Raw genomic sequence first — 19,870 nt, 5'->3', positions numbered from 1 at the left:
TCAGGCGTTGGCCAGGAGCGAATCGTCCCAGTCGTGCTCGCCGGCGACCAACCGGAGCTTCTCCAGGGCTCGATCCTGGATCTGTCGGACCCGTTCCTTGGAGACCGCGAGGACCTTGCCGACCTGACTGAGCGAGAGCCGGGCCTTGCCGCCCAGGCCGAACCGGAGGGCGAGGACTTCCTGCTCGCGGGGGCGGAGGACGTCCATCATCTTCCCGACGGTCTCGTCCATGTCGACCTCGCCGGTCCGGTCGCCCTCAGGATCGCTCATGATCTGCATCAGGTTGAAGTTGCTGTCCGAGTCCAGCGTCGCGTCCAGCGAGATCGTCGGGCGGGTCGCGGTGTGGATCCTCTGGATCATCTCGGTGCTGGCAACCAGGCCATCCTCGGGGGTCCGATCCGGATCCCTGGGACCGACCTCATCCTGATTCTGGGCGAGTTGCCGGAGGTGCCTCGGGCTGAGTCGGACCGGGTAGGCGCACGAGGCCACCGCTCGCTGCATGGCCTGGCGGATCCACCAGGTGGCGTAGGTGGCCAGCTTGGTCTGATGGTTCAGGTCGAACCGGTCGATCGCTTCGAGGAGTCCGCAGAATCCCTCCTGGAGCAGATCCGAGTAGGAGACCCCCCGATCGCGAAACCGCTTCGCGACGTGTGCGATCAATCGCATGTTGGCCAGGGCGAGCTTCCCTCGGAGTTCGGAGTACCGGCGGAAGATCGCCCCGAGTCTCGCCTCGGACTGGCCGTCGCCGGTATAGAACGAGGCGATATGATTGGCCTGGGTCTGGGGGTCGTCGGCCCCTCGGGGCATCTCGTAGCCCGGGATCTTCTCCAGGGCCTCGGCGAGCTTCCGCTTGCATTCGCCGAGTTCCTGGAGGAGCTGCCGCTCCTCCTTCGAGCTCAATACCTTGGTGTCGGAATCGTCGAGGGTCGAGAATCCGTTCGCGTCGTCGTTTCGCCGATTCGGTCGCATCGGAAGTCTCCCTGGAAGTTCAGTCTGCAACGTTTGTCGATCTCGATCATCAGTTCCTGACCAGAGGACGAGACGCGGAGATGGCCGGAAGAAGCGTCCGCGCGAATTCGGCGAGATGTGCCATCCGATCGCCGAAGCTGGCGAAGATCAGCCTCGATCGGAGATCGGGGTCGAGGGCCCGGCCCCCCAGGATGATCGGCGCACCGACGCTTGATGTTGATTTGTAGAGATGCGAGTATTCTTGCAAAAAGTAGGCCGGGTCCGGGAGGTGGCCGGCCGACAGGAAGACCAGGGCGGGACGCTGATCGCGTGCGGCGCGGGCCAGGGACTTCAAGGGCAGGTTGACCCCCAGGTTCCTGACTTCCCATCCCACCTCGCGAAGGACCAGCTCCCCCAGCAATCCGGGCATGATGTAGGGGTCGCCCTCGGCGGACGCCACCAGGGCCAAAGGCTGGCCCTCCGCCTTTCCCGACGAGGTCGATCGGTGGACGAGGCCCATCAGGGCCGAGATCACGACCTGGGTCGCTTGATGCTCCTGGTAGACGTCCCAGGCACCGCGCTCCCAGCCGTGTCCGATCTCCTCCATCACCGGTCGGATCAGGTTGTCGGCGAGTTCCACCGCACTCCGACCCGAGTCGATGACCGAATTGATCAGGATCGTCGCCTCTCGCTTCTTGCCGGATCGGAGCAGGTCGACCAGCCGATCCACGGACGATTCGTCGCAAGACTCGACGGTTAATGTCGGATTATTTTCGAATCGATGGAGACGATCCACCGGGTAACGCTCTCGGCGAGCATAATCCAGGACACTCGACAGCAGCAGGCGTCGATGCCGGCCTATCGTCCGATTGGCCTGGATCGATCCGCCGTCCACCAGCCGCTGGATCGTGCTAACGCTCACGCCCAGGGCCTCGGCGACCTGTCGAACCTTCAGATAAGTCTCCGCGGTTGTCATGAAAGAATTTCCGGTCGCCTTGAGCGATTTGAACGATTTCATCCTAGACCGAAGCCGACCTTAAAGCAAGCAATTCCCGTTACTCTTTCGAGAATTCTCGGGATTTGTTCTTTGGGTTGAAAGGATTGAACGATTTTCGGGTTGTCGCCTGCATGATTTCTGAGTGATTTTGCGGCGCGAACGAAATTCCTTCCGTGGTTTTCATCGGAGAGGAAACCGCGGATTATTCAGGAGAATCTCGACGATCGTCCGGACCGGACGTCACTCGATGGCGAGGCCGGGGTTCCGATCGCGGAGGAATCGTTCCAGGAGGGAGGCCATCTCGGTCGCGTTGGGGATCTCCTTGAACCGGAGGACCGGCCCGGAGAGTTCGCCGAGGGATTCCTCGTCGACCTTGAGCTTCTCGGAGATGGCCAGGAGATACCGGGGCGGGCCGTGCTGGGGGAGGAGCCGGAGGAGCCGGTCGAGGCTGGACCGCTTCCAGAAGCCGAGGACCTCGACCAGCACATCGACCTTCGTGGCCTTGTGGACGAATTTGTAATCGGGGACCCAGACCCCTTCCCGGCCGAGCTCGACGACCTCGGTGGCCTCGGTGACCTCCCAGCCGGGGGCGACCTGGCGGAACCGATCGAGGAACGCCCCCAACTCGGCGGGGACGTAGGTCCCGGTGTCGGCGTAGTGCGAGACCAACCCGTCCTTGGATTCGAGGTGGAAGGTCCGGGTCTCGCGGCGGGGTCCCCACCGGAGTTCGGCATCGAGGCGGAAGTCGCCGCAGAGCAGGAGCGCCGGCAGGAACATCGCCATCTGGAGCCCGTACTTGTTGGTCGCGCTGAAGAGGCTGAGCGGCCCGTCGACGTGGAAGACGTAGCCGTCGCGCATCGTCCCCTCGACCCGGTACAGGAGCCGGTGGAACTTGAGGTGCCGGAAGAGCTGGCGATAGCGGGCCGGTTTCTCGTGGCGGACCTCGGCCTCGACCATCACCGATCGGAGCAGGACCGACTGCGCCAGGGCCACGTTGTAGCGGTCGATCAGCCTCTGGGCGTCGAGCCCCTGATCGAAGGTGAGCAGCCGGTTCTCGTCGCGGAGGTCCGCGAAGAGTGCGGCGGCCACCTGTTCGGGCTTGAGGTTGAGTTCCTGCGCGACCCCTTCGAGGACCGGATCGCGGCGGAACTGGGCCCGGGCCTGGCCCGAGGCTCGGAGGGCCTTCCGGTGCTCGGCCGCCGCCGTGAAGACCTTCTCGCGGATCATCTCCGGGGGCACGTCGGCCACGACCTCGAATTCCGACCGATCCTCCAGGATCTTGGCCAGGCCTCGATGGGCCAGCGTGGCCAGCCCTTCGCCGACCAGTTCGTCGATCTCGGTCTCGATCTCGCCTCGGGTCCGCCCGATCGCCTCTCGGAAGATCAGCAGCAGGCTCTCGGCCACCTCCAGCCACTGGGGATCGTCGCGGTTCAGGTAGAGCGGGATGATCCGCTGCTTCGAGAACCGGACGCGGACGAGAGTGCCGGTCAGCATGGGCGGGGCCTCGGGGCGAGGACATCGGACGTCGACCGGCGGGACTAGGCCCGCCATTCGACCGGCGATCATCATCACTCCATTATCGGAGCAACCGGGCGGTCATGACCAGCAAGACCGCCGAGTGGATCGTCCAGCTCACCAGCCGGATCGTGTTGGTCCGGACCAGGTCCGCGTGGGCCTGGATGTCGAACCCCCCGGCGAGTCGACCGTGAGCCGGGACCGAGAAGCAGAACGTGGATCCCCAGGAGATCAGGGCGGCGGCCAGCCCGAGCCAGACCATCCAGGGTGATATCCCTTCCGGACGCCTCGCCACGAGGGCGATGCTCGTCAAAAGCTCGACGACCATCGGCAGGATCACGACGGATCCGGTGGCCCTCGTGTGGTCGGCGTGATACCGCCGGAAGGCTTCCGCCTGGACGCGATCGAAGAGCGGGTAGTGGACCACGTGGACGAACCAGATCACCCCGGTCATGAACAGGGTCGAGGCCAGGCAGGCCAGGAGGACGAACCTCGGGGACATCAGTCGCCTCCGTACGCGCTGTGCTGGCGTCGACGGTTGGAGGTGAATTCCTCGACGGTCCCCCGGGTGACGACCTCGTAGAGGGTCGCTTCCTTGTCGCCGGACTTCCGGAGGATTCGCCCGAGCCGCTGGACGTGCTCGCGGACCGAGCCGGAGCCCGAGAGGATCACCGCGACGTTGGCCTCGGGGACGTTCACGCCTTCGTTCAGGACGCGCGAGGTCGCCACGATCGGGTATTCCCCCGAGTTGAACTTGAGGAGGACCTCGCGGCGTTCCTTGGTCTTGGTCTGGTGGGTGATGACCGGCACCAGGAACTGCCGGGCGATGGTGTAAACCGTGGCATTGTCGTGGGTGAAGATCAGGACCCGGTCCCCGTTGTGCCGCTCCAGGAGCCGGGCCAGGAGGCTGAGCTTGGCCGGGGCGGCCAGGGCCAGGGCCCGCTGCTCGCGATAGGCCAGGTACGCCTGGCGTCCCTCGGCCGAGCGGTGGGCCTGGAATAGGAACTGGCCCCAGGCCCCGGGGCGTCTCATGTCGATCCCGGTACTGGAGAGGAAGGTCCGGTAAATCTCCCGCATCGACTCGTAGCGGAACCGTTCCTCGTCGGTGAGATTCACGAACAGCGATTCGACCCGATAATCCGCCAGGAACTGCCCACGGAGCTGGGTGATCTCGCGACGATAGACGATCGGGCCGATCAGGTGGTCGAGCCGTTCGTGGGCGTTATCGGCCCGCTCGGGGGTGGCGGTCAGGCCCAGCCGGAAGGGGGCGATCGAGCCCAGGGCCGAGGCGCTGACGGTCGGACTCGGGAGATGGTGGCACTCGTCGAAGACGATCAGGCCGAACTTGTCGCCCAGGCGATCGACGTTCATGTACGCCGAGTCGTAAGTGGTGACGGTCAAGGGCTTGATGTCATAATAGCCGCCGCCGAGCAATCCCACCTCGACTCCGAAGGCCAGGGTCAACTCGTCGTACCACTGGTTGAGCAGGTCGATGGTCGGCGTGACGACCAGGCTCGGGCGCTCGACCTTGTTGATGGCGAGGTTGGCCAGGTGAGTCTTTCCGGTCCCGGTCGGCAGGACCACCACCCCCTGCCCTCCCGACTGCCACCAGGCTTCGAGCCCTTCGGTCTGGTGCGGGAACGACTGCTTGACCACCCGGAACGGCCAGGGGGTCTTCCCCTCGTAGGCGCGGGCCTCGTCTCGGTAGGGGATCTTCTGGGCTCGGAGCGACTGGACGATCTCCCGATACCGGATCGCCTCCGCGCGGTGCATCCTGGCCCTCGGGTCGAATCGAAGGCCGGGCAAACCGCGCGTGTCGTCCTCGGGAAGCCCCTCGACGAGGATCGTCCCCCCTTCGAAGGTCAACCGGAGCGGCGGGATCTCGGATTCGCCTGACGAGGGGACACTCATGCGGGGTCGGCTCCCGGTCCGGCCGGCTCCGGGAACGCCAACCACCTGAAGACCTCGGCGACAGGCAGTCGGAATCCCGGAAGGACCGGGGCACCGTCGAGGAAACCCTCGTTGGGAAGACGTTCGGGCGGAGGTTCGCGACGATAAACGTCGATCGTCTTGAGAATTGGGTCGACCAGCCAACCGAGAGGGCACCCGTTGGCGACCGAGTGCTCTAGCCTCTCGACCGTCTTCTTCAAGGACTGCCCGGGCGAGCGGATTTCGATGTGAATATCCGGGGGAGAGACCGTTTCGTCGGCGAATTCGCCCAGGCTGTCACGTTCGATGTGTTCGGGCCGGAGAAACACGACGTCCGGGACGATCGACCGCCCCTCGAAGGTGCATCGCAGCTCCGGGAAAGCCCGACCTAATTTCAGGGGCCGGGCGAACGTATCCAGCGCGAAACAAAAGTCGGAGGTCAAGATTGAGTGCTTCTTCTGCGGCGACACTTTCACCTCGATCCGACCATCGATGAACTCCTTGTAAGGATGCTCGTCGGCCTCGGGCCATCGGAGGAACTCCTCCAGCGTCATGCCCGAGCGGGTCCTGGATTGGCTGGCCATGATCTCGGCCCTTCGGGGAAAGTCGGGCGAAAACCCGGGAGGATCTCGGCGAGCGAAGCCGGCGGAATCAGCCTGTACTCCAGTCTATCCGCGAGCCGCCCCGATCACCACTCGCCGGCGATCGAGGGCGGAGGCGAGGCGAAGCGAAGAGAGCGGAGGGCGAAGAGATCGGGCTCGATCGGTCACTACTTTGCGCCTCGCTCTCTTAATGCCTTTTCCGGGGTCGATTCGCGGACTTGAGGACTTGCCGCTCCTCGTCGGAGAGGTCGAGCCACTGGCCGGGCTGGAGATCTCCGATCTCGATCGGGCCGACCCCGACTCGGACCAGCCGGAGCGTGGGATGCCCGACGGCGGCGGTCATCCTCCGGACCTGACGGTTCCTGCCTTCGCGGAGGACCAGGCGGAGCCAGGCGGTCGGGACGTTCTTGCGGAACCGGATCGGGACGGGCCGCTCGGGGAGTTCGGGCTCGGCCTCCAGGAGGTCGGCCTCGGTCGGGCGGGTCGGGCCGTCCGACAGGAGGACTCCCCTCCGGAGGGCCTCGAGCGCCTCGGGGCCCGGGATTCGCTCGACCTGGGCGAGGTAGGTCTTGGGGTGGTCGAAGCGAGGGTCGGTCAAACGATGCGCGAGGGGGCCGTCGTCGGTCAGGAGCAGGAGCCCCTCGCTGTCCCGGTCGAGCCGGCCGACCGGATAGATGCCGGGGACCTCGACGAAGTCCTTGAGTGTTGCTCGACCTTCGACGTCGGTGAACTGGGTCAGGACGTCGAATGGTTTGAAGAATTTGCAGTATCGCAAGGGCTTGTCCGGTCAGGCGATCAGGTTCGAGATCACCTTGCCTCCGACGTCGGTCAGGCGCTCGTCTCGTCCGCTGTGGAGGACGGTGAGCTGCTTGTGATCGAGCCCCATCAGGCGGAGGATCGTGGCGTGGATATCGTTGACGTGCGCGCGGTCCTCGACGACGTTCAGGCCGATCTCGTCGGTCGTCCCGATGGTCGCCCCCCCCTTCACGCCGCCCCCGGCCATCCACATGCTGAAGGCGGTGGCGTTGTGGTCGCGGCCCCTGCCCCCCTTCTGGCTGACCGGGGTCCGGCCGAACTCGGCCCCCCAGATCACCAGGGTGTCTTCGAGCAGGCCGGTCCGCTTGAGGTCGGTCAGTAGGGCGGCGACGGGCTTGTCGGTCAGGCCGCACATCTTCTCGTGATTGGCGTCGATGTCGTCGTGGGCGTCCCACTGCATCGCGACCGGCCCGCCTCCCGAATAGAGCTGGACGAACCGGACTCCTCGCTCCACCAACCGGCGAGCGAGCAGGCAGCGGGTTCCGAACTCGTTGGTCTTCGGATCGTTCAGTCCGTACATCTCGCGGGTCGACTCGGGCTCTCGCGAGAGGTCCACCGCCTCGGGGGCCGCGCTCTGCATCCGGTAGGCCAGCTCGTACGAGGCGATCCGGGCCGAGAGTTCGGTGTCGAGCGGATCGAGCTGCTGCTCGTTCATCGAGCGGAGGAGGTCGAGGGTCCGCCGCTGCTGGGGGAGGGTGAACTCGTCGGTGGCGGGCTTGAGGTTGATGATCGGCGCGGGGCCATGCCGGAGCAAGGTCCCCTGATAGAGCGCGGGGAGGAACCCGGCCCCCCAGCAAGGGGCACCGCCTTCGGGCGTCCCCTCCGGCTGGGTCATCACCACGTACGAGGGGAGGTTGTCGCTCTCCGAGCCCAGGCCGTAGGTCACCCAGCTCCCGAGGCTCGGGAACCCCATGAAGGTTCGGCCGGTGTTCATCTGGTACATGGCCGGTGCGTGGATCACGTTGTCGGCGACGCACGAGCGGATCAGGGCGATGTTGTCGGCGTGCTGGTGCATGTGCGGGACCAGGTCGGACATATCCATGCCCGACTCGCCGTATTTGCCGAATTTCCGGTGGCTCCCCAGGCAGAGCGGGTCGGATTCGAGGAACTGGCTGTGGATCTTGCCGAAGCTCGGCGGGAGCGGCTGGCCGTCCAGCGTGTTGAGCAAGGGCTTGGGATCGTAGATGTCGAGGTGGCTCGGCCCGCCGGTCATGAACAGGAAGATGCATCGTTTGGCCTTGGCGGGGAAGTGTCCGGGCTTCGCGGCCATCGGGTTGGCGGCCGGGCTCGGCCCGCCGGTCGCGGCCAGGCCCTCCTTCTGGAGGAGGTACGAGAGCCCGAGCATCCCGAAACCGTTCCCCGCGGTCCGGAGGAACTCGCGACGACTGGGGGCGATCCCGGACGGGCCGGGGCATCGTCCGGGCTGGCGGGGTTCGTTCATGGGAAGGCTCCCGGGCGGGCGGTCAGGGGACGTAGAGGAATTCGTTTCGGTTGAGCATCGCGAGGGCGAAGTCGACCCAGGCGGCGGCCTCGGCGGGGCGGATTACTTCGGGGAGGAAGGTCGGTCGGGCGAGCGGGCCTCCCTCCGCCTCTCGATCGCGGAGGAAGTCGGCCTGCGAAGTCAGGAAGGCGCGGGCCTGTTCGAGTTCGGACGGACGAGGGACGCGACCCAAAAGGATCGAGTAAGCGCGGGCGATCCGGGCCGAATCGTCCCCCTCGGCCTCGCGGAAGAGGCGGCCCGCCAGGGCCTTGGCCCGGTCGGCGGCGAACTCCCCGTTCATCATCACGAGGGCCTGGAGGGCGTGGGTGCTGACGGTCCGCTGCGGGCAGACCGTCTGCGTGTCGGGGGAGTCGAATGCGTCGAACATCGGGTACCGGACGTTCCGTTTGCGGAAAAGATAGAGGGAGCGCCGGAGATGCTCGGACGGGTCGGGCGTCACCGGCCAGAGGTCGACGACCTCGGCCTCGGTGAAGATCAGATCCTCGACCTCCTGCTCGATCGGCACCAGCACGCCCGGTCCCCCCGCCTTCATGTTCAACTCTCCCGAGGCGGCGAGCATGGCATCGCGGAGGCTCTCGGCCTCCATCCTCCGCCGATTCATCCGCCAGAGCGTCGTGTTCTGCGGGTCATCGGTCGCCTGTTTCCGGGCGAACTCCCCGCCCACGGTCGAAGCCTGTCGATAGGCGGCCGAGGTCACCATCAAGCGGTGGATCGGCTTGAGCTTCCATCCCCGGGCGACCAGCTCGGTCGCCAACCAGTCCAGCAAGGGCTGATCCGAAGGGGCCTCGCCCCGGACCCCGAAGTCGCTGGGCGTCGAGACGATCCCGCGTCCGAAATGCCCCTGCCAGAGCCGGTTCACGATCACCCGAGCGGTCAAGGGGTTACCTGGATGGGTCATCCAGGTCGCCAGCGCCTTCCGTCGGCCGGTGGTCGAGTCGGTCGGCGCGATCGATCCCGGGTCGAAGGTCGCGGAGTCGGTCGAGGCCAGGAGGATCCCCGGAGGTCGGGGCGCGACCCGGGGGCCGAGGTTCTTGTGATCCCCCCGACGGTAGACGAAGGTCTCGGGGGCCTCGGGCTTCTGGTCGATCAGGGCCTGCGCGTGGGCCGGGGGCCGTGGGATCGTCTTGTCGATCGCGTCGATCTCTCGCTTGAGCCGCTCGCGTTCGGCGTGGGGTTCGGCGTCCTTGGCGACGGCCTCGGCGACCTCCTCCCACTTCACCGCGAGGGTGGTCCCCAGGCCCTGGGCCAGGATCTTCTGAGTGGGGGTCCGATCCTTCTCGGGGATCGCCAGCAGGGCCTGCTCGTCCGGTGTCAGCATCGCCCGCTTCGACTCGGCCAGTACCTTCCGATAGGGGGCCTCGATCTCCGACATCCGCTTCTTCAACGGGGCGATCTTCGCCTCGGCGGCCTTCTTGGCCTCCTCGAACGCCGCCACCTCGGCTTCCGAGGCGATGGGGATCTCGACGAGGTTCGAGCCGGCGAAGAACGACTGGAGGCGGTAATAATCGGTGGTCGGCAGGGCGTCGAACTTGTGGTCGTGGCATCGGGCACAGCCGATGGTCAGGCCGAGGAAGACCGACCCGACGGTCCCGGTGATCTCGGTCAGCTCGGATTGTCGCTTCTCGGCGGGGTCGACGTTCCCCCCCACGACCTCGCGAGGCCCGCCCCGGCAGAACCCGGTGGCGATCAGAGCCGCGTGGTCCCCCGGCGCGATCTCGTCGCCGGCCAGTTGGAGCTGCACGAAGCGGTCATAAGGCATGTCGTCGTTGAAGGCCTGAACGACCCAATCCCGATAGCGCCAGGCGTCGGGACGCTCGGCGTCCAGCTCGAAGCCATTGGAGTCGGCATGGTGGGCCAGGTCGAGCCAGTGCTGGGCCCAACGCTCGCCGAATCGTGGCGAGTCGAGCAGCCGATCGACGAGCCGCTCGTAAGCGTCGGGCGAGGGATCGGCGAGGAACCGCTCGATCTCGTCCGGGGTGGGCGGCAGTCCGGTCAGGTCGAACGTCACCCGGCGGATCAGGGCGACCCGGTCGGCCTCGGGAGCATGGCGGAACTCCATCCATTCCAGGCCCGCCAGGATGAACCGATCGATCGGGTTCTTGACCCAGCCCGATTCCTGGACCTCGGGAAGCTCGGGTCGGACGGGCGGGACGAAGGCCCAGTGATCCCGCTGTTCCTTCCGAAAAGTCTCGGGAGGGGCGACCGGCGCGACGTCCGAATCGGTCCCGGCCCAGAGCCCGGCGGCCGAGGCGACCAGGATCGCCAACGAGCAGCCCAGGACCGCCCATACCCGTTTCGTCGAGGATCGGAGCATTCGAGCGTTCCTCGGCCCATCGGAATCGCCAATCGCGGAGGATTTATCCAACATTCATTCATTGTGGCCGAGTTCGCCGAACCAGGCAAGCGCACGTTTTGAAGGAGGTTGAGGCTCATCCCCAGGTCTCATACCGAATCCCCTGGATGACTAACCATTGAGCTCGACCGCCCAGCTGAAGCCGACGGCTCCGCGGACGACCTCGGGGTGGTCGATCAACCATCGGCACCGATCCAGGACAGGGACCTGCATCGTGGCCAGGTCGTTGAACCCCAGGTTGGCCACCGCCTCGCGTACCAGCGGCCAGAGCGGCTCGACCGGCTGTAGCTCCGGCGTGCAAGGCGGCAGCCGGTGCAGCACCACGTTGGCCGGGATCGCCAGCCGCCTGGCCACGTGCCAGCCGGCGTTGTCCACCATCAGCACCAGCAGCTTCTCCCCGGCCGGGTCGGCCCAGCGGGCGAATTCCTCCAACGCCAGGCCCATCCAGTCGGTATTGGCCGAGGGCAGGATCAGCTCCAGGTTCCGCCCGCTGGCCGGGTGCACGAAGCCGTAGACGTAGGCCCATTGGTACTTGGTCCGGCCATAGGAGAGCGGCCGATGGCCTCGCACCGCCCAGACCCGACGGGTGATCGGCTTGAGCCCCAGCCGGGCCTCATCCTCGGCCCAGACCTCGACCACTCGGCCGGGGTGCTCCCGACGTAGGCGGGCGACTCGATCGGCCAGGGCGTCTTTTCCACGCCCGCTGCGAAGCGGGCGTGGCGGCCTCCGGATGTCGGGGTCGGGGGACCTGCAGCGAGAAGCCCAGGCCACGCAGCCATCTCCAGCCGGTCTGCTTGCGGATGTGGACGTCCCAGCGATCGCGGACGAAGGTGGCGACCTTGGCCCCGGTCCAGAGCCCGCCGTCGGGCGGCGACTGGCGGAGGGCGGCCCAGAGATCGACCTGCTGCTCGGGGGTGAGCTTGCTCTGGCCGCCGTTGGTGGTAGCCCTCCGGTCGCCCAGGCCATCGGGCCCCTGGGCATTCCAGCGTTTGAGCAAGGCGCGGGCCCAGACCGGAGTCAGGCCGACCTGCTGGGCGGCCTGAGCCGGGCTGAGCGGCTGGTCCGGGCGAGTCAGGAGCCAGATCACCTGCCAGTGGGTCTTCTCGATGCCGGAGCGGCACGCGCGATAGCGGCGAGCGATCTCCTCGGGGGGCAGGTGCAGGACGATGGGCAGTCGTTCGTTCGCCATGGGGAACCTCCGTGGAAGTAGGAGATCCCCCTATGATAACTCATCCGGAAGATTCCGTATCACTCGTGTGCTACTTACCTGGGCTTCGAGTTCATCCAGGGTGAGGAGCCCAGCGTCGCCTCGGAGGGTTCCGCCCGGACTTCGTCACGGGGGGCCATCTCATCTCCAGCGGCGATCTCCGGGTTTTCTGACAGAGCGAAGTCGGGCAGACCGGCGAGTTTCAGGATGGGAGCCCAGGGAGAACCCGGGGGGCATTCTGATCTTGGCCAGGAGGCTTCTCAGCCGACGCGGGCGAGAGGGGATGAGGATGGCGCGGAAATGGCAGGCATCACGAGCTATGGAGCCGAGGATTCGATTCGGTCCACAAAAGTGCCAAGCAAGAGAGAGGCGCAGACTCGAAGAAATAAGCAAAAACGAGAATGTCCCCTTTTCCCCTCTCTACGATTAGTAATTCTTTGATATTCTTCCAGTTGTCGCACTGGTCGGCACCAAATCCACCGTGATCGACTCGACACGTTTGGCGATCAAACCCTGAATGCGATGATAGTCGTCGGCAAATCGAAGACTGGTCAAGAAATGCCTCCAATCTTCGACGATAATCCTTTCTCCAAGGATTGATTTCTCAACTACCGTGTCGCTGAGCATTAAATTTACAACGTGATTATCATTACGTTCATCAATGAATTCCTTCGCCGTGTCGAGAGAAACAGTCGTGGTAAGCTTATCAAACTTACAATCAAACGAAATGTCTTCGCCTGTTGCGATCGAATGCAAAAAATCAAGATCATCTGCAAAATTCTTGTCGAAGAACTCGGGCAGCAGAGGATTGATTACAAAAAATTTAGCTACCACTCTCGTTCTCTTTAGTAAATACATCGTATGCCTCAGATCATCCAATTGACTTCCTTCGGCAGCGTTCATGCTCAGTACGACGGGATCATTGTCCTCTACGAACATTTCGATTAGAAATTTATCACCGATACCGTGGTCAAAAAACACGCCATCAACCTCGTCAAAATAAGGAAGCCTTAGAATTTCTTTATTGAGCCACTTGCTGGCTTTGAAATTAAAGTTGAACTGGTTTTGACCAAACTGTTTGGACCGAACCTCGCCGCTCAAGTTGATAATACCGAATGCCGACGAGGCGTGATATCGCCACTCTTCCCTACCACCTTCGATCAGACAAGGTAGATGTTGAACCGATGCCTTGATGCGACCGGACGAATCCAATCGCGACAAATTTAAGTGTCCTTCCTGGTGTGACATCATGGTTAATGTTCCGCCACCCTCGCATACTTTCGTCGTGATGTGCTCCCACAGTGGGGAACCCTTGACCACGATAGAGTCGGGAGTTACGTTCATCGGTAGTCCACGAAGAAATTTATCAAATTCGCCTGGAGCCAATTTGCTCTTGCGGAATGTCATATGAAGAGTGGAATCATTATTGGCGGCAATCATAAAATGTTTTGATTTGGAGGAAGCCAACACTTGCACACTAAAATTGCTATCCAAGCTGGAGTAGAATTTCTCCTCGTAATCGATCCCCTCCCCGACAAGCTTGCTTGCTAAGTATTGTGACGCCCTCGCAATCTCATCCGCCAACGAGAACGAATCCGTAACGACGTTGCCTGTGGGAACGTGAATTACAGCCTTCCCGCCATTTCTTTTCCTCCAATTCTGGTTCTTCATGCGGGCCATAAATTCTTGCAAAAAAACAAAGTAACAGGTTCTACAGGAAAGATCAGCCACGACCAAATAAACGGGCAGTCTTGCGTTGTCATACTGTTTTAATCGCTCTATCTCCAAATCGAACCTAATAAATTTATCGCGATTGATTCTCTTTGACTTGGCTTGGCCCTTAAGTTGAACGAAAAAAGATGTTCCGCTCGCCTTTCTGCCTTCTCGCAACTCGACACGATAATCAATGCCGTGATCTAGCGACTCCTGGTGCGGAATCCACCGGCTCCCGAGAGCCTCGCAGAATAGCCGAGCGGCTTTTTGTTCGATGTCGAATGTATCGTGATCCATCGAATAAATCTCAGAAACGTGAGTCCAATTGATCGCCTCTTCGGAACCTTCGGCCATGCTATCCATTTGTCCTCGTGGTTGCCACCTCTCTTACCTCAGTCGCCTAGAATCCTCTTCTTGACTTTTCGGAGGTTGTGTCACATAAAGGGGACTATCGGATAGTGTACCACTTTTATGTGATTGCAATCATGCATTCGGCGGGAGGAGTCAGTCGGTCAAGGTGTCCGGGGGAAGCCATAGGGGACATTTTGATTTGGTCGGGAGACAAGACAGCTCCGGCCACCCGTCGCCTGGCGGAATGGCTCAAGGCCTCCCTCCCCGATCACGGCGGCTCGGTCGAGACTATGCAGGCGGGGTACGTTTCTCGGGCGAAGTGGAAGGGTCGGCTGAAATGACCGGACGCTGGCCGGAAACGAACGGGGTTTCTCTGTGCGTACCTCGGACTACCGCCATTGAAACACCGCGATGCCGACCGCTCCCCATCGTCGCCGGCCCCCAGTGATTTATATGAGCCGTTTCCAATGGCCTCGACTTCGCGGTTTCCAGGCCAGTCCGGTCGCTGAACTCAACGGCAATCAGCTTGCTCCGGCCTGCTGCAGCCTCCGGCAACCGATCCGCGGTTCGTTGGATGACTGGGGCATCATCGCACAGGGTCTCGCAAATCCCGCTGAGTCCGCTTCCAATGGAGCGGCCCGGTACGATCGTTACTACGGCGGAGCTGATTAAGGCCAGCATAAGAGCGCCTTCGAGAACCGATGCGCCCTCCTCACGGACGAGCAATTTCCTGAACAGCTTTAACATCTTTCCCTCCCCTGGTTAGCACCTGAAGGAGCGGTCAAGTGCCAATATGGGCGAGAATCCCCAAACTGGACAGGCTCCTGTGACAGATGAAACACAGTGATGCCTAGTTGCATCGCTGGAGGTTGAGGTGAGGAGCGGGAGCAGCCACCGAGAGATTCTCGATTTTGTGTGCGGGCCAGGGACCGATCGACGCGAAAGTATCGGGGAAGTCCGCAACTACCGATTTCTCCCGAGCGCATCCTTGAGTCACCGTCCGATGCTCCCACTGACTGGACTCGGACCGATGGCAAATCGAAGCCACTCGCGGGGCCCGATCGAAGCCACCTGCGGGCCGAGAACGAACCCATTTTCACGGCAGGGCTTCCCAGAGCGGAGCAACCGAGATTCGCGATCCAACCAATTTCCACGTGAAGGCTTGCGGCGGCCGAACCCGGCTCGCGAGTCGCCATCATCGACTGCCAGTCGACGGAACGAACCCATCCTTCATCATCAGAACGAACCCATCTTGCAACGACGGAACGAACCCATCCTTCAGCGACGGAGCGAACCCACCGGCCGCCAGGTTCTGGACCTCGAAGCTTCGTTCACCGATCATGCAGCGAGCCTCGACAGCCAGGCCCGAACCGGCGTATGTCCGGGGGATCAACCTTCCGGAAGCCGGATCGTCCTTCAAAGCAATACCTTCGGATCGAGACCCGGACAGGGGAGATTGATGTCGCTCGCTCATCGCCGAACGTTGGCAACCCTGACTTTCCTCGTGGTTTCGCTCTCCCTCGGGGCTCGCTCGGAGGCCGGGCCGGAGGAGAAGCCTCGGGACAAGGTGTTCGTGGGTTATCTCTTCGGGCCGGCTCGCGAGATCGACTATCGACTATACACCCACATTTGCCACGCCTTCGTCACGGCGGACGGCGATGGGAAGCTTCGAAGGGCCCGAAATGTCCCGGGGCGGGAGGTGGTAGAGGAAGCCCATCGGGCTGGCGTCAAGATGCTAGTCTCGCTCGGGGGTTGGGGCTGGGACGAGCAATTCCGCTCGATCGTCTCCACCCCCGAGACCGAGGATCGTTACGTCAATTCGGTCATCACGATGGTTGATGATTACGACTATGACGGGATCGACCTCGACTGGGAGTATCCCGACACCAAGGAAGAGGTGGTCGGCTTCGAACGCCTGGTCCGTCGGCTCCGCAAGGAGATCGACGCGATCGGACTGAAGAAAGGTCGGCCGATGATCCTCACGATGGCGGCCTCCTCCAACCCGGGCACGCTCCGATGGCTCGACACCGCTTTCCTGGTCGAGACGATGGATTGGGTCAACGTGATGACCTACGACTTCGCGGGCGACTGGACCCCCTATGCGGGCCACAATGCCCCGTTGTTCGGGTCGTCGAAGCAGCCCGGGGGGACACCTCGATCGGTCGAGTCGGCCATGAATTATCTGGTCGAGGAGCGTAAGATGCCCGCCGATCGGCTGGCCGTCGGGATCCCCCTTTATGGGCGAGGCTTCGCCGTCGGGGAGCCCTATGCCTCGACGAAGGAGGCCCCCAAGGTCCGGATCCCGCAGGGGAATTACCGGAATCTCGTCAAGTTGATCGATGAGCAAGGCTGGACCCGTCGATGGGATGACGAGACGAAGACTCCGTGGCTCCTCGCCCCCGACCGCAAGATCGTAATCGGCTACGACGATGCCGAGTCGGTCGCCCTCAAGACCGAGTGGGCCATGAAGCGGGGATTCCGAGGGGTTTTCTTCTGGGAGATCGCGGCCGACCGCCTGCCCGACGGCTCCAACCCGCTCCAGGACGCGTCCCGGAAACGATGGGAGGAAGGCCGGGGATCGGGCGGCCGGTGAGGTTGCGGATCATTCGCCCTCGGGGGTCCCCGGGCTGACCTGGGCCACGGTCGGTTCGGCGACTTTCGCCTTCTTGGGGCCATACTGGATGGTCAGGCCCGCGAGGATGGAGTCGGTCTGCGCGTCCATCCGGGCGGTCGAGGCCGGGATCTGCCCGACCGGCCCCTCGATCGAGTTGCGGAACCCGTGGACCCAGCCGGCCGAGAAGAGGATGTTCTCGTTCATCCGGAGGGTGGCCCCGAGCGAGAGGGTGTGCTGGATGAAGCCGGGAGCCTGAATATTAAAGATCGTCTGAATCTGATCGATCGGGTTCTGGTTGTAGAGATAACCGCCCCGGAGCGTGAGCCGCTCGGTCAGCTCGTACTGGCCTCCGACGGCAACGGCGAAGATGCTGCTCCAGTTCAGGCCGCCACTCTTGATCGAGTCGCCCCAGAGCGCGGCGTTCCGGTAGTCGAAGTAGCGAAGGTCGACATCCAACAGCAGTCGGTCGATCCCCTTGTAGGCCACGCCCCAGGAATAGATGGCGGGGATGTCGGCCTGGACCCCGATCCGTCGCGGTGCGAGGTCGGGGGTGTAACTGTTGTAAGCCCATCGTTCCTGCCAGACCGGGCTCTTGTACGAGAAGCCGATGTTCCAGGATTCGTTCGCCAGGAACAGGAATCCCAGCTCGAACCCCGCCCCCCAGAACGGTCGAGAATTGGTCGCGGTCGGGAACGTGGGAATCCCGAACTGGTCCGCCGGCCCCGGGGCGAAGAAGGCGGGGCTGAACTGGACGGTCCCGGTGGTGATCACGGGGGCGAACGAGAGCGAGAGCCGATCGCTGGCCTTATAGGCGGCCATCGGCTTGATGGACAGGAGGGCGGTGTTGGCGTAGATCGGCCCCAGCCCGAAGTAATTGGGGGGCTGCCGAGGGGCCAGCGTGGGAGTGGTCAGGCTCCCGGCGAAGTTCACGCCGCCGCCCACCAGCCCGAAGATGCCCAGGCCCATGGTGATGGGGGAGTCGGGTCGGAGCTTGAACGAGGCACCCACGGCGAGATTGCTGGCGACCCCGCTGTCGCTCCGAGAAGTGCCAACTCGGTCGGTGGGGGGGAGCGTCCCGTTGATCGAACCGGCCAGCAGGGAGCTGGTGTAGTGCAGGCTTGGGATGATCAATTCGGTCCCGAGCAGGACCTCATCCTTCTCGAGGAAGCTCAGGTTGGCCGCGTTCCAGTAGCTGGAGCCGAAGTCGACCGGGGCCGCCGTCGAGGCTCCGGCCATCGCCCGGTTGATCGGGCCCGCCCCGGGGGATACCACACCCTGGGCACCCGCGCGGCTCGCCGCTACCGAGAGGATGAGCAGGAATATCGAAGCTCGTCCGACACGCGACCGATCCATAACCATCGTCCTCCTGACCGGGTCATCCGAGGGGGGGCCGCCCGATCCAACGTCGGGGTCGAAGCCTGATCAGAACCGAATCCCGAATTCGGCTTTCACCAGGACGCCTCGCGTCTGGTCGTTGATCCCGAAGGCCACGACGGTGTCGACCTCGAAGTTGGGCGTGATGAAGGCATGCAGGCCGGCGTCGATGGACACTTCCTCCGCTTTCTCCTCGGCCCCGGCCTCTCGCCCGGGCTCGGGCCATCGGAGCATCAGGTCCGCGAACGATCGGGAATCTTGCGCCTGGGCTGGCAGGGCCAGGCCGATCGAGATGGTCGAGGCCACGAGGCCGATCCGGTGACGTGGGAGGAGAAACTTCATCGTCGAGATTCCCCCCGGCAGCGATTCACAGCCCGACCGGCAGGGTCAGGAGCGGTCCACCCTTCTTGGGCTCGGACAGCTGGAGGTTGAAGAGGGCCTGGATCATCCCGAGGGTCGCCTTGGACTGCTTGTCGCTAGCCAGGAGGTAATACCAGTAACCCTGGTACTCGATAGCGACAGCCGCGTCCTTGGGCCGCTTTTTCTGGACGCAGACGTGGAATAGTCCCCGCGTGACCGTGGTCCAGTCGAAGGCCAACCCGTCGGGTCCGATGGTCTGGGCCGCCAGCCCCCGGCATCGGTGTTCTTCGGGGATGCTGACGCCTTTGGAGAGGAACGTGAGCATGTCCAGGAGGGTCCGGGTCCGGACGTCGAGAAAGTCGAGCGAATCGGGGAGCGGCAGGAGCGGGATTCCACCCGGGATATCGATCCGTCGGATCGGGTACTCGAGGCGACCGGGCGAGAGTCGGATCAACTGGCGGAGGACGTCCGCCTCCGGGTGCTCCGGCCGGGCGGTCGAGAAGGTCAGTTGATAGGCCGGCTCCGATCGGGTCAGGACCAGTTGGCCGACCGTTTCGGCCTCCCGGAACTGGAGCTTGTTGCTGGCCGCCTGGACGAGGTCGGAGCCGTCGACTCGGGCTTCGGCGATCGGAGGGGAGGCCTCTCTGGGCAGGTCGATGGAGGTCAGGACGATCGCCCGATCGCGACGCAACCGGTTTGCGATCTCGGCCATCTCCCGGAACGCCGTCGGCTGCGGGATGGCCTCGGGGATCAGCTGTTCGGCCCCCGGCACGTTCTCCAGCCCGTTGATCTCGGCCACCATCACCCGAAGCACGTCGTCGAGGTTCCACCCGTTGCCGGCCATCAGCCCGAGCGCCGTGATGCCGACCGGTGCGACCATCGCACGGGTCAGCTCGGTCGGGTCGCGGGGGGTGTAGCTCAGCGTGGGGGCATCGCGGAACTGCAAGGTCATGTCGCCGAACAGGGACCGATTTGCCGAATCCCGCTCCTGGCCGGCGGTGAGCCCGCCCCGGCTGGAGAGCTCGAACTGGCTGGTGATCGCCGAGACGTCCAGGAAAGTGGGCAGGTCGCCGTACCGGAGTCGGACGATATTCCGAAGCCACTGCTGTTCGGAGGTGTCGTAGACGGCCTGGTCGTATCGGAGTCGGGTCAGTTCGAGGCTCCGAGGCCCGATGCAGCCGGGCAAGATGACACAGAGGAAGGCCCCGCAGGTAAGGATCCGAGGCCCAGGTCGGGTTGAAGCACGCCCAACGAGGCGGCTGACGACCCTTGCTTTGCCCCAAACCTCTGACATGAAAGGTTTCTCCGCTTGTCGAGGTCGAGCGAGTTACCGGACGAATGGGGAAGGACGAGTGCGGTTAATGGGCATGTTCACAGATATCGGATACAACGCCGCGATATCTTTCGGAAAATCGACACAATCGACAAAGTGGCCCCAAACCAACAGGTCTATTGGGGGTCTGAGGCTGGCTCGCTCCTTGAGGGTGTGAGTGCCGCAGGGGAGTCCGGGACGGTTCTGGATGGACCTTCGAAAGCAGAGCGGGCCGGAGTAACCCTCCGGCCCGCGTGAGACGCCCTGCCCAGCCTGAC

The 19,870-nt window shown here is 63.7% G+C and carries 16 protein-coding genes; 1 reads left to right on the top strand and 15 read right to left on the bottom strand.

What is annotated here, in order from left to right; all coding sequences use genetic code 11:
- From P12x_RS24240 to P12x_RS24185, 12 genes are all read right to left on the bottom strand, one after another.
- Positions 1–969 (bottom strand): sigma-70 family RNA polymerase sigma factor, encoded by a 969-nt coding sequence (locus P12x_RS24240; protein ID WP_435007584.1) that lies wholly within the window; start codon positions 967–969, stop codon positions 1–3.
- A 49-nt stretch (positions 970–1,018) separates the two neighbouring features.
- On the bottom strand, positions 1,019–1,924 hold the full coding sequence (locus tag P12x_RS24235; protein WP_435007583.1) for a B12-binding domain-containing protein: 906 nt from the start codon (positions 1,922–1,924) through the stop codon (positions 1,019–1,021).
- 261 nt (positions 1,925–2,185) lie between these two features.
- Positions 2,186–3,439 carry a DUF790 family protein gene (locus tag P12x_RS24230; protein WP_435007582.1) on the bottom strand — a complete coding sequence of 418 codons (1,254 nt, stop codon included), beginning with the start codon at positions 3,437–3,439 and terminating at the stop codon, positions 2,186–2,188.
- A gap of 82 nt (positions 3,440–3,521) precedes the next feature.
- The gene (locus tag P12x_RS24225) at positions 3,522–3,962 is read right to left on the bottom strand and encodes a hypothetical protein (RefSeq protein WP_435007581.1); all 441 of its coding nucleotides are present in this window, start codon (positions 3,960–3,962) and stop codon (positions 3,522–3,524) included.
- Complete coding sequence (locus tag P12x_RS24220; RefSeq protein ID WP_435007580.1) at positions 3,962–5,371, bottom strand: DEAD/DEAH box helicase family protein; 1,410 nt, start codon at positions 5,369–5,371, stop codon at positions 3,962–3,964. The genes P12x_RS24225 and P12x_RS24220 overlap by 1 nt, the downstream gene beginning before the upstream one ends.
- Entirely contained in the window at positions 5,368–5,973 is a 606-nt protein-coding gene (locus P12x_RS24215) for a Uma2 family endonuclease (protein ID WP_435007579.1), read from the bottom strand. The genes P12x_RS24220 and P12x_RS24215 overlap by 4 nt, the downstream gene beginning before the upstream one ends.
- Before the next feature lie 205 nt (positions 5,974–6,178).
- Entirely contained in the window at positions 6,179–6,766 is a 588-nt protein-coding gene (locus P12x_RS24210) for a pseudouridine synthase (RefSeq protein WP_435007578.1), read from the bottom strand.
- 12 nt (positions 6,767–6,778) lie between these two features.
- Complete coding sequence (locus P12x_RS24205) at positions 6,779–8,248, bottom strand: DUF1501 domain-containing protein (protein WP_435007577.1); 1,470 nt, start codon at positions 8,246–8,248, stop codon at positions 6,779–6,781.
- A gap of 22 nt (positions 8,249–8,270) precedes the next feature.
- Positions 8,271–10,622 (bottom strand): DUF1549 and DUF1553 domain-containing protein, encoded by a 2,352-nt coding sequence (locus tag P12x_RS24200; protein WP_435007576.1) that lies wholly within the window; start codon positions 10,620–10,622, stop codon positions 8,271–8,273.
- A 150-nt stretch (positions 10,623–10,772) separates the two neighbouring features.
- On the bottom strand, positions 10,773–11,345 hold the full coding sequence (locus P12x_RS24195; protein WP_435011722.1) for an IS630 family transposase: 573 nt from the start codon (positions 11,343–11,345) through the stop codon (positions 10,773–10,775).
- A complete protein-coding gene (locus tag P12x_RS24190) occupies positions 11,275–11,850 on the bottom strand; it encodes a winged helix-turn-helix domain-containing protein (protein ID WP_435005114.1) in 576 nt (191 codons plus the stop codon). Before P12x_RS24190 ends, P12x_RS24195 begins: the two co-directional genes overlap by 71 nt.
- Positions 11,851–12,294: 444 nt before the next feature.
- Positions 12,295–13,944 (bottom strand): DUF4365 domain-containing protein, encoded by a 1,650-nt coding sequence (locus tag P12x_RS24185; RefSeq protein ID WP_435007575.1) that lies wholly within the window; start codon positions 13,942–13,944, stop codon positions 12,295–12,297.
- Between the two features lie 1,447 nt (positions 13,945–15,391).
- Between P12x_RS24185 and P12x_RS24180 the strand changes: the two genes are divergently transcribed.
- The gene (locus P12x_RS24180; RefSeq protein WP_435007574.1) at positions 15,392–16,525 is read left to right on the top strand and encodes a glycoside hydrolase family 18 protein; all 1,134 of its coding nucleotides are present in this window, start codon (positions 15,392–15,394) and stop codon (positions 16,523–16,525) included.
- A 9-nt stretch (positions 16,526–16,534) separates the two neighbouring features.
- Here the strand turns inward: P12x_RS24180 and P12x_RS24175 are convergent, their stop codons facing one another.
- The 3 genes from P12x_RS24175 to P12x_RS24165 form a co-directional block, all read right to left on the bottom strand.
- A complete protein-coding gene (locus tag P12x_RS24175; RefSeq protein ID WP_435007572.1) occupies positions 16,535–17,899 on the bottom strand; it encodes an OmpP1/FadL family transporter in 1,365 nt (454 codons plus the stop codon).
- A gap of 69 nt (positions 17,900–17,968) precedes the next feature.
- Complete coding sequence (locus P12x_RS24170) at positions 17,969–18,262, bottom strand: hypothetical protein (protein WP_435007571.1); 294 nt, start codon at positions 18,260–18,262, stop codon at positions 17,969–17,971.
- A gap of 25 nt (positions 18,263–18,287) precedes the next feature.
- Positions 18,288–19,574, bottom strand: coding sequence for a hypothetical protein (locus tag P12x_RS24165; RefSeq protein WP_435007570.1), 1,287 nt, complete (start codon positions 19,572–19,574; stop codon positions 18,288–18,290).
- Between the last annotated feature and the right edge of the window lie 296 nt (positions 19,575–19,870).

Origin of the sequence: Tundrisphaera lichenicola (assembly GCF_051175385.1) — a bacterium.
Lineage (GTDB): Bacteria > Planctomycetota > Planctomycetia > Isosphaerales > Isosphaeraceae > Tundrisphaera > Tundrisphaera lichenicola.
Note: the sequence above shows the minus strand (reverse complement) of the source record. Positions and strands in the feature narration are given on the sequence as shown.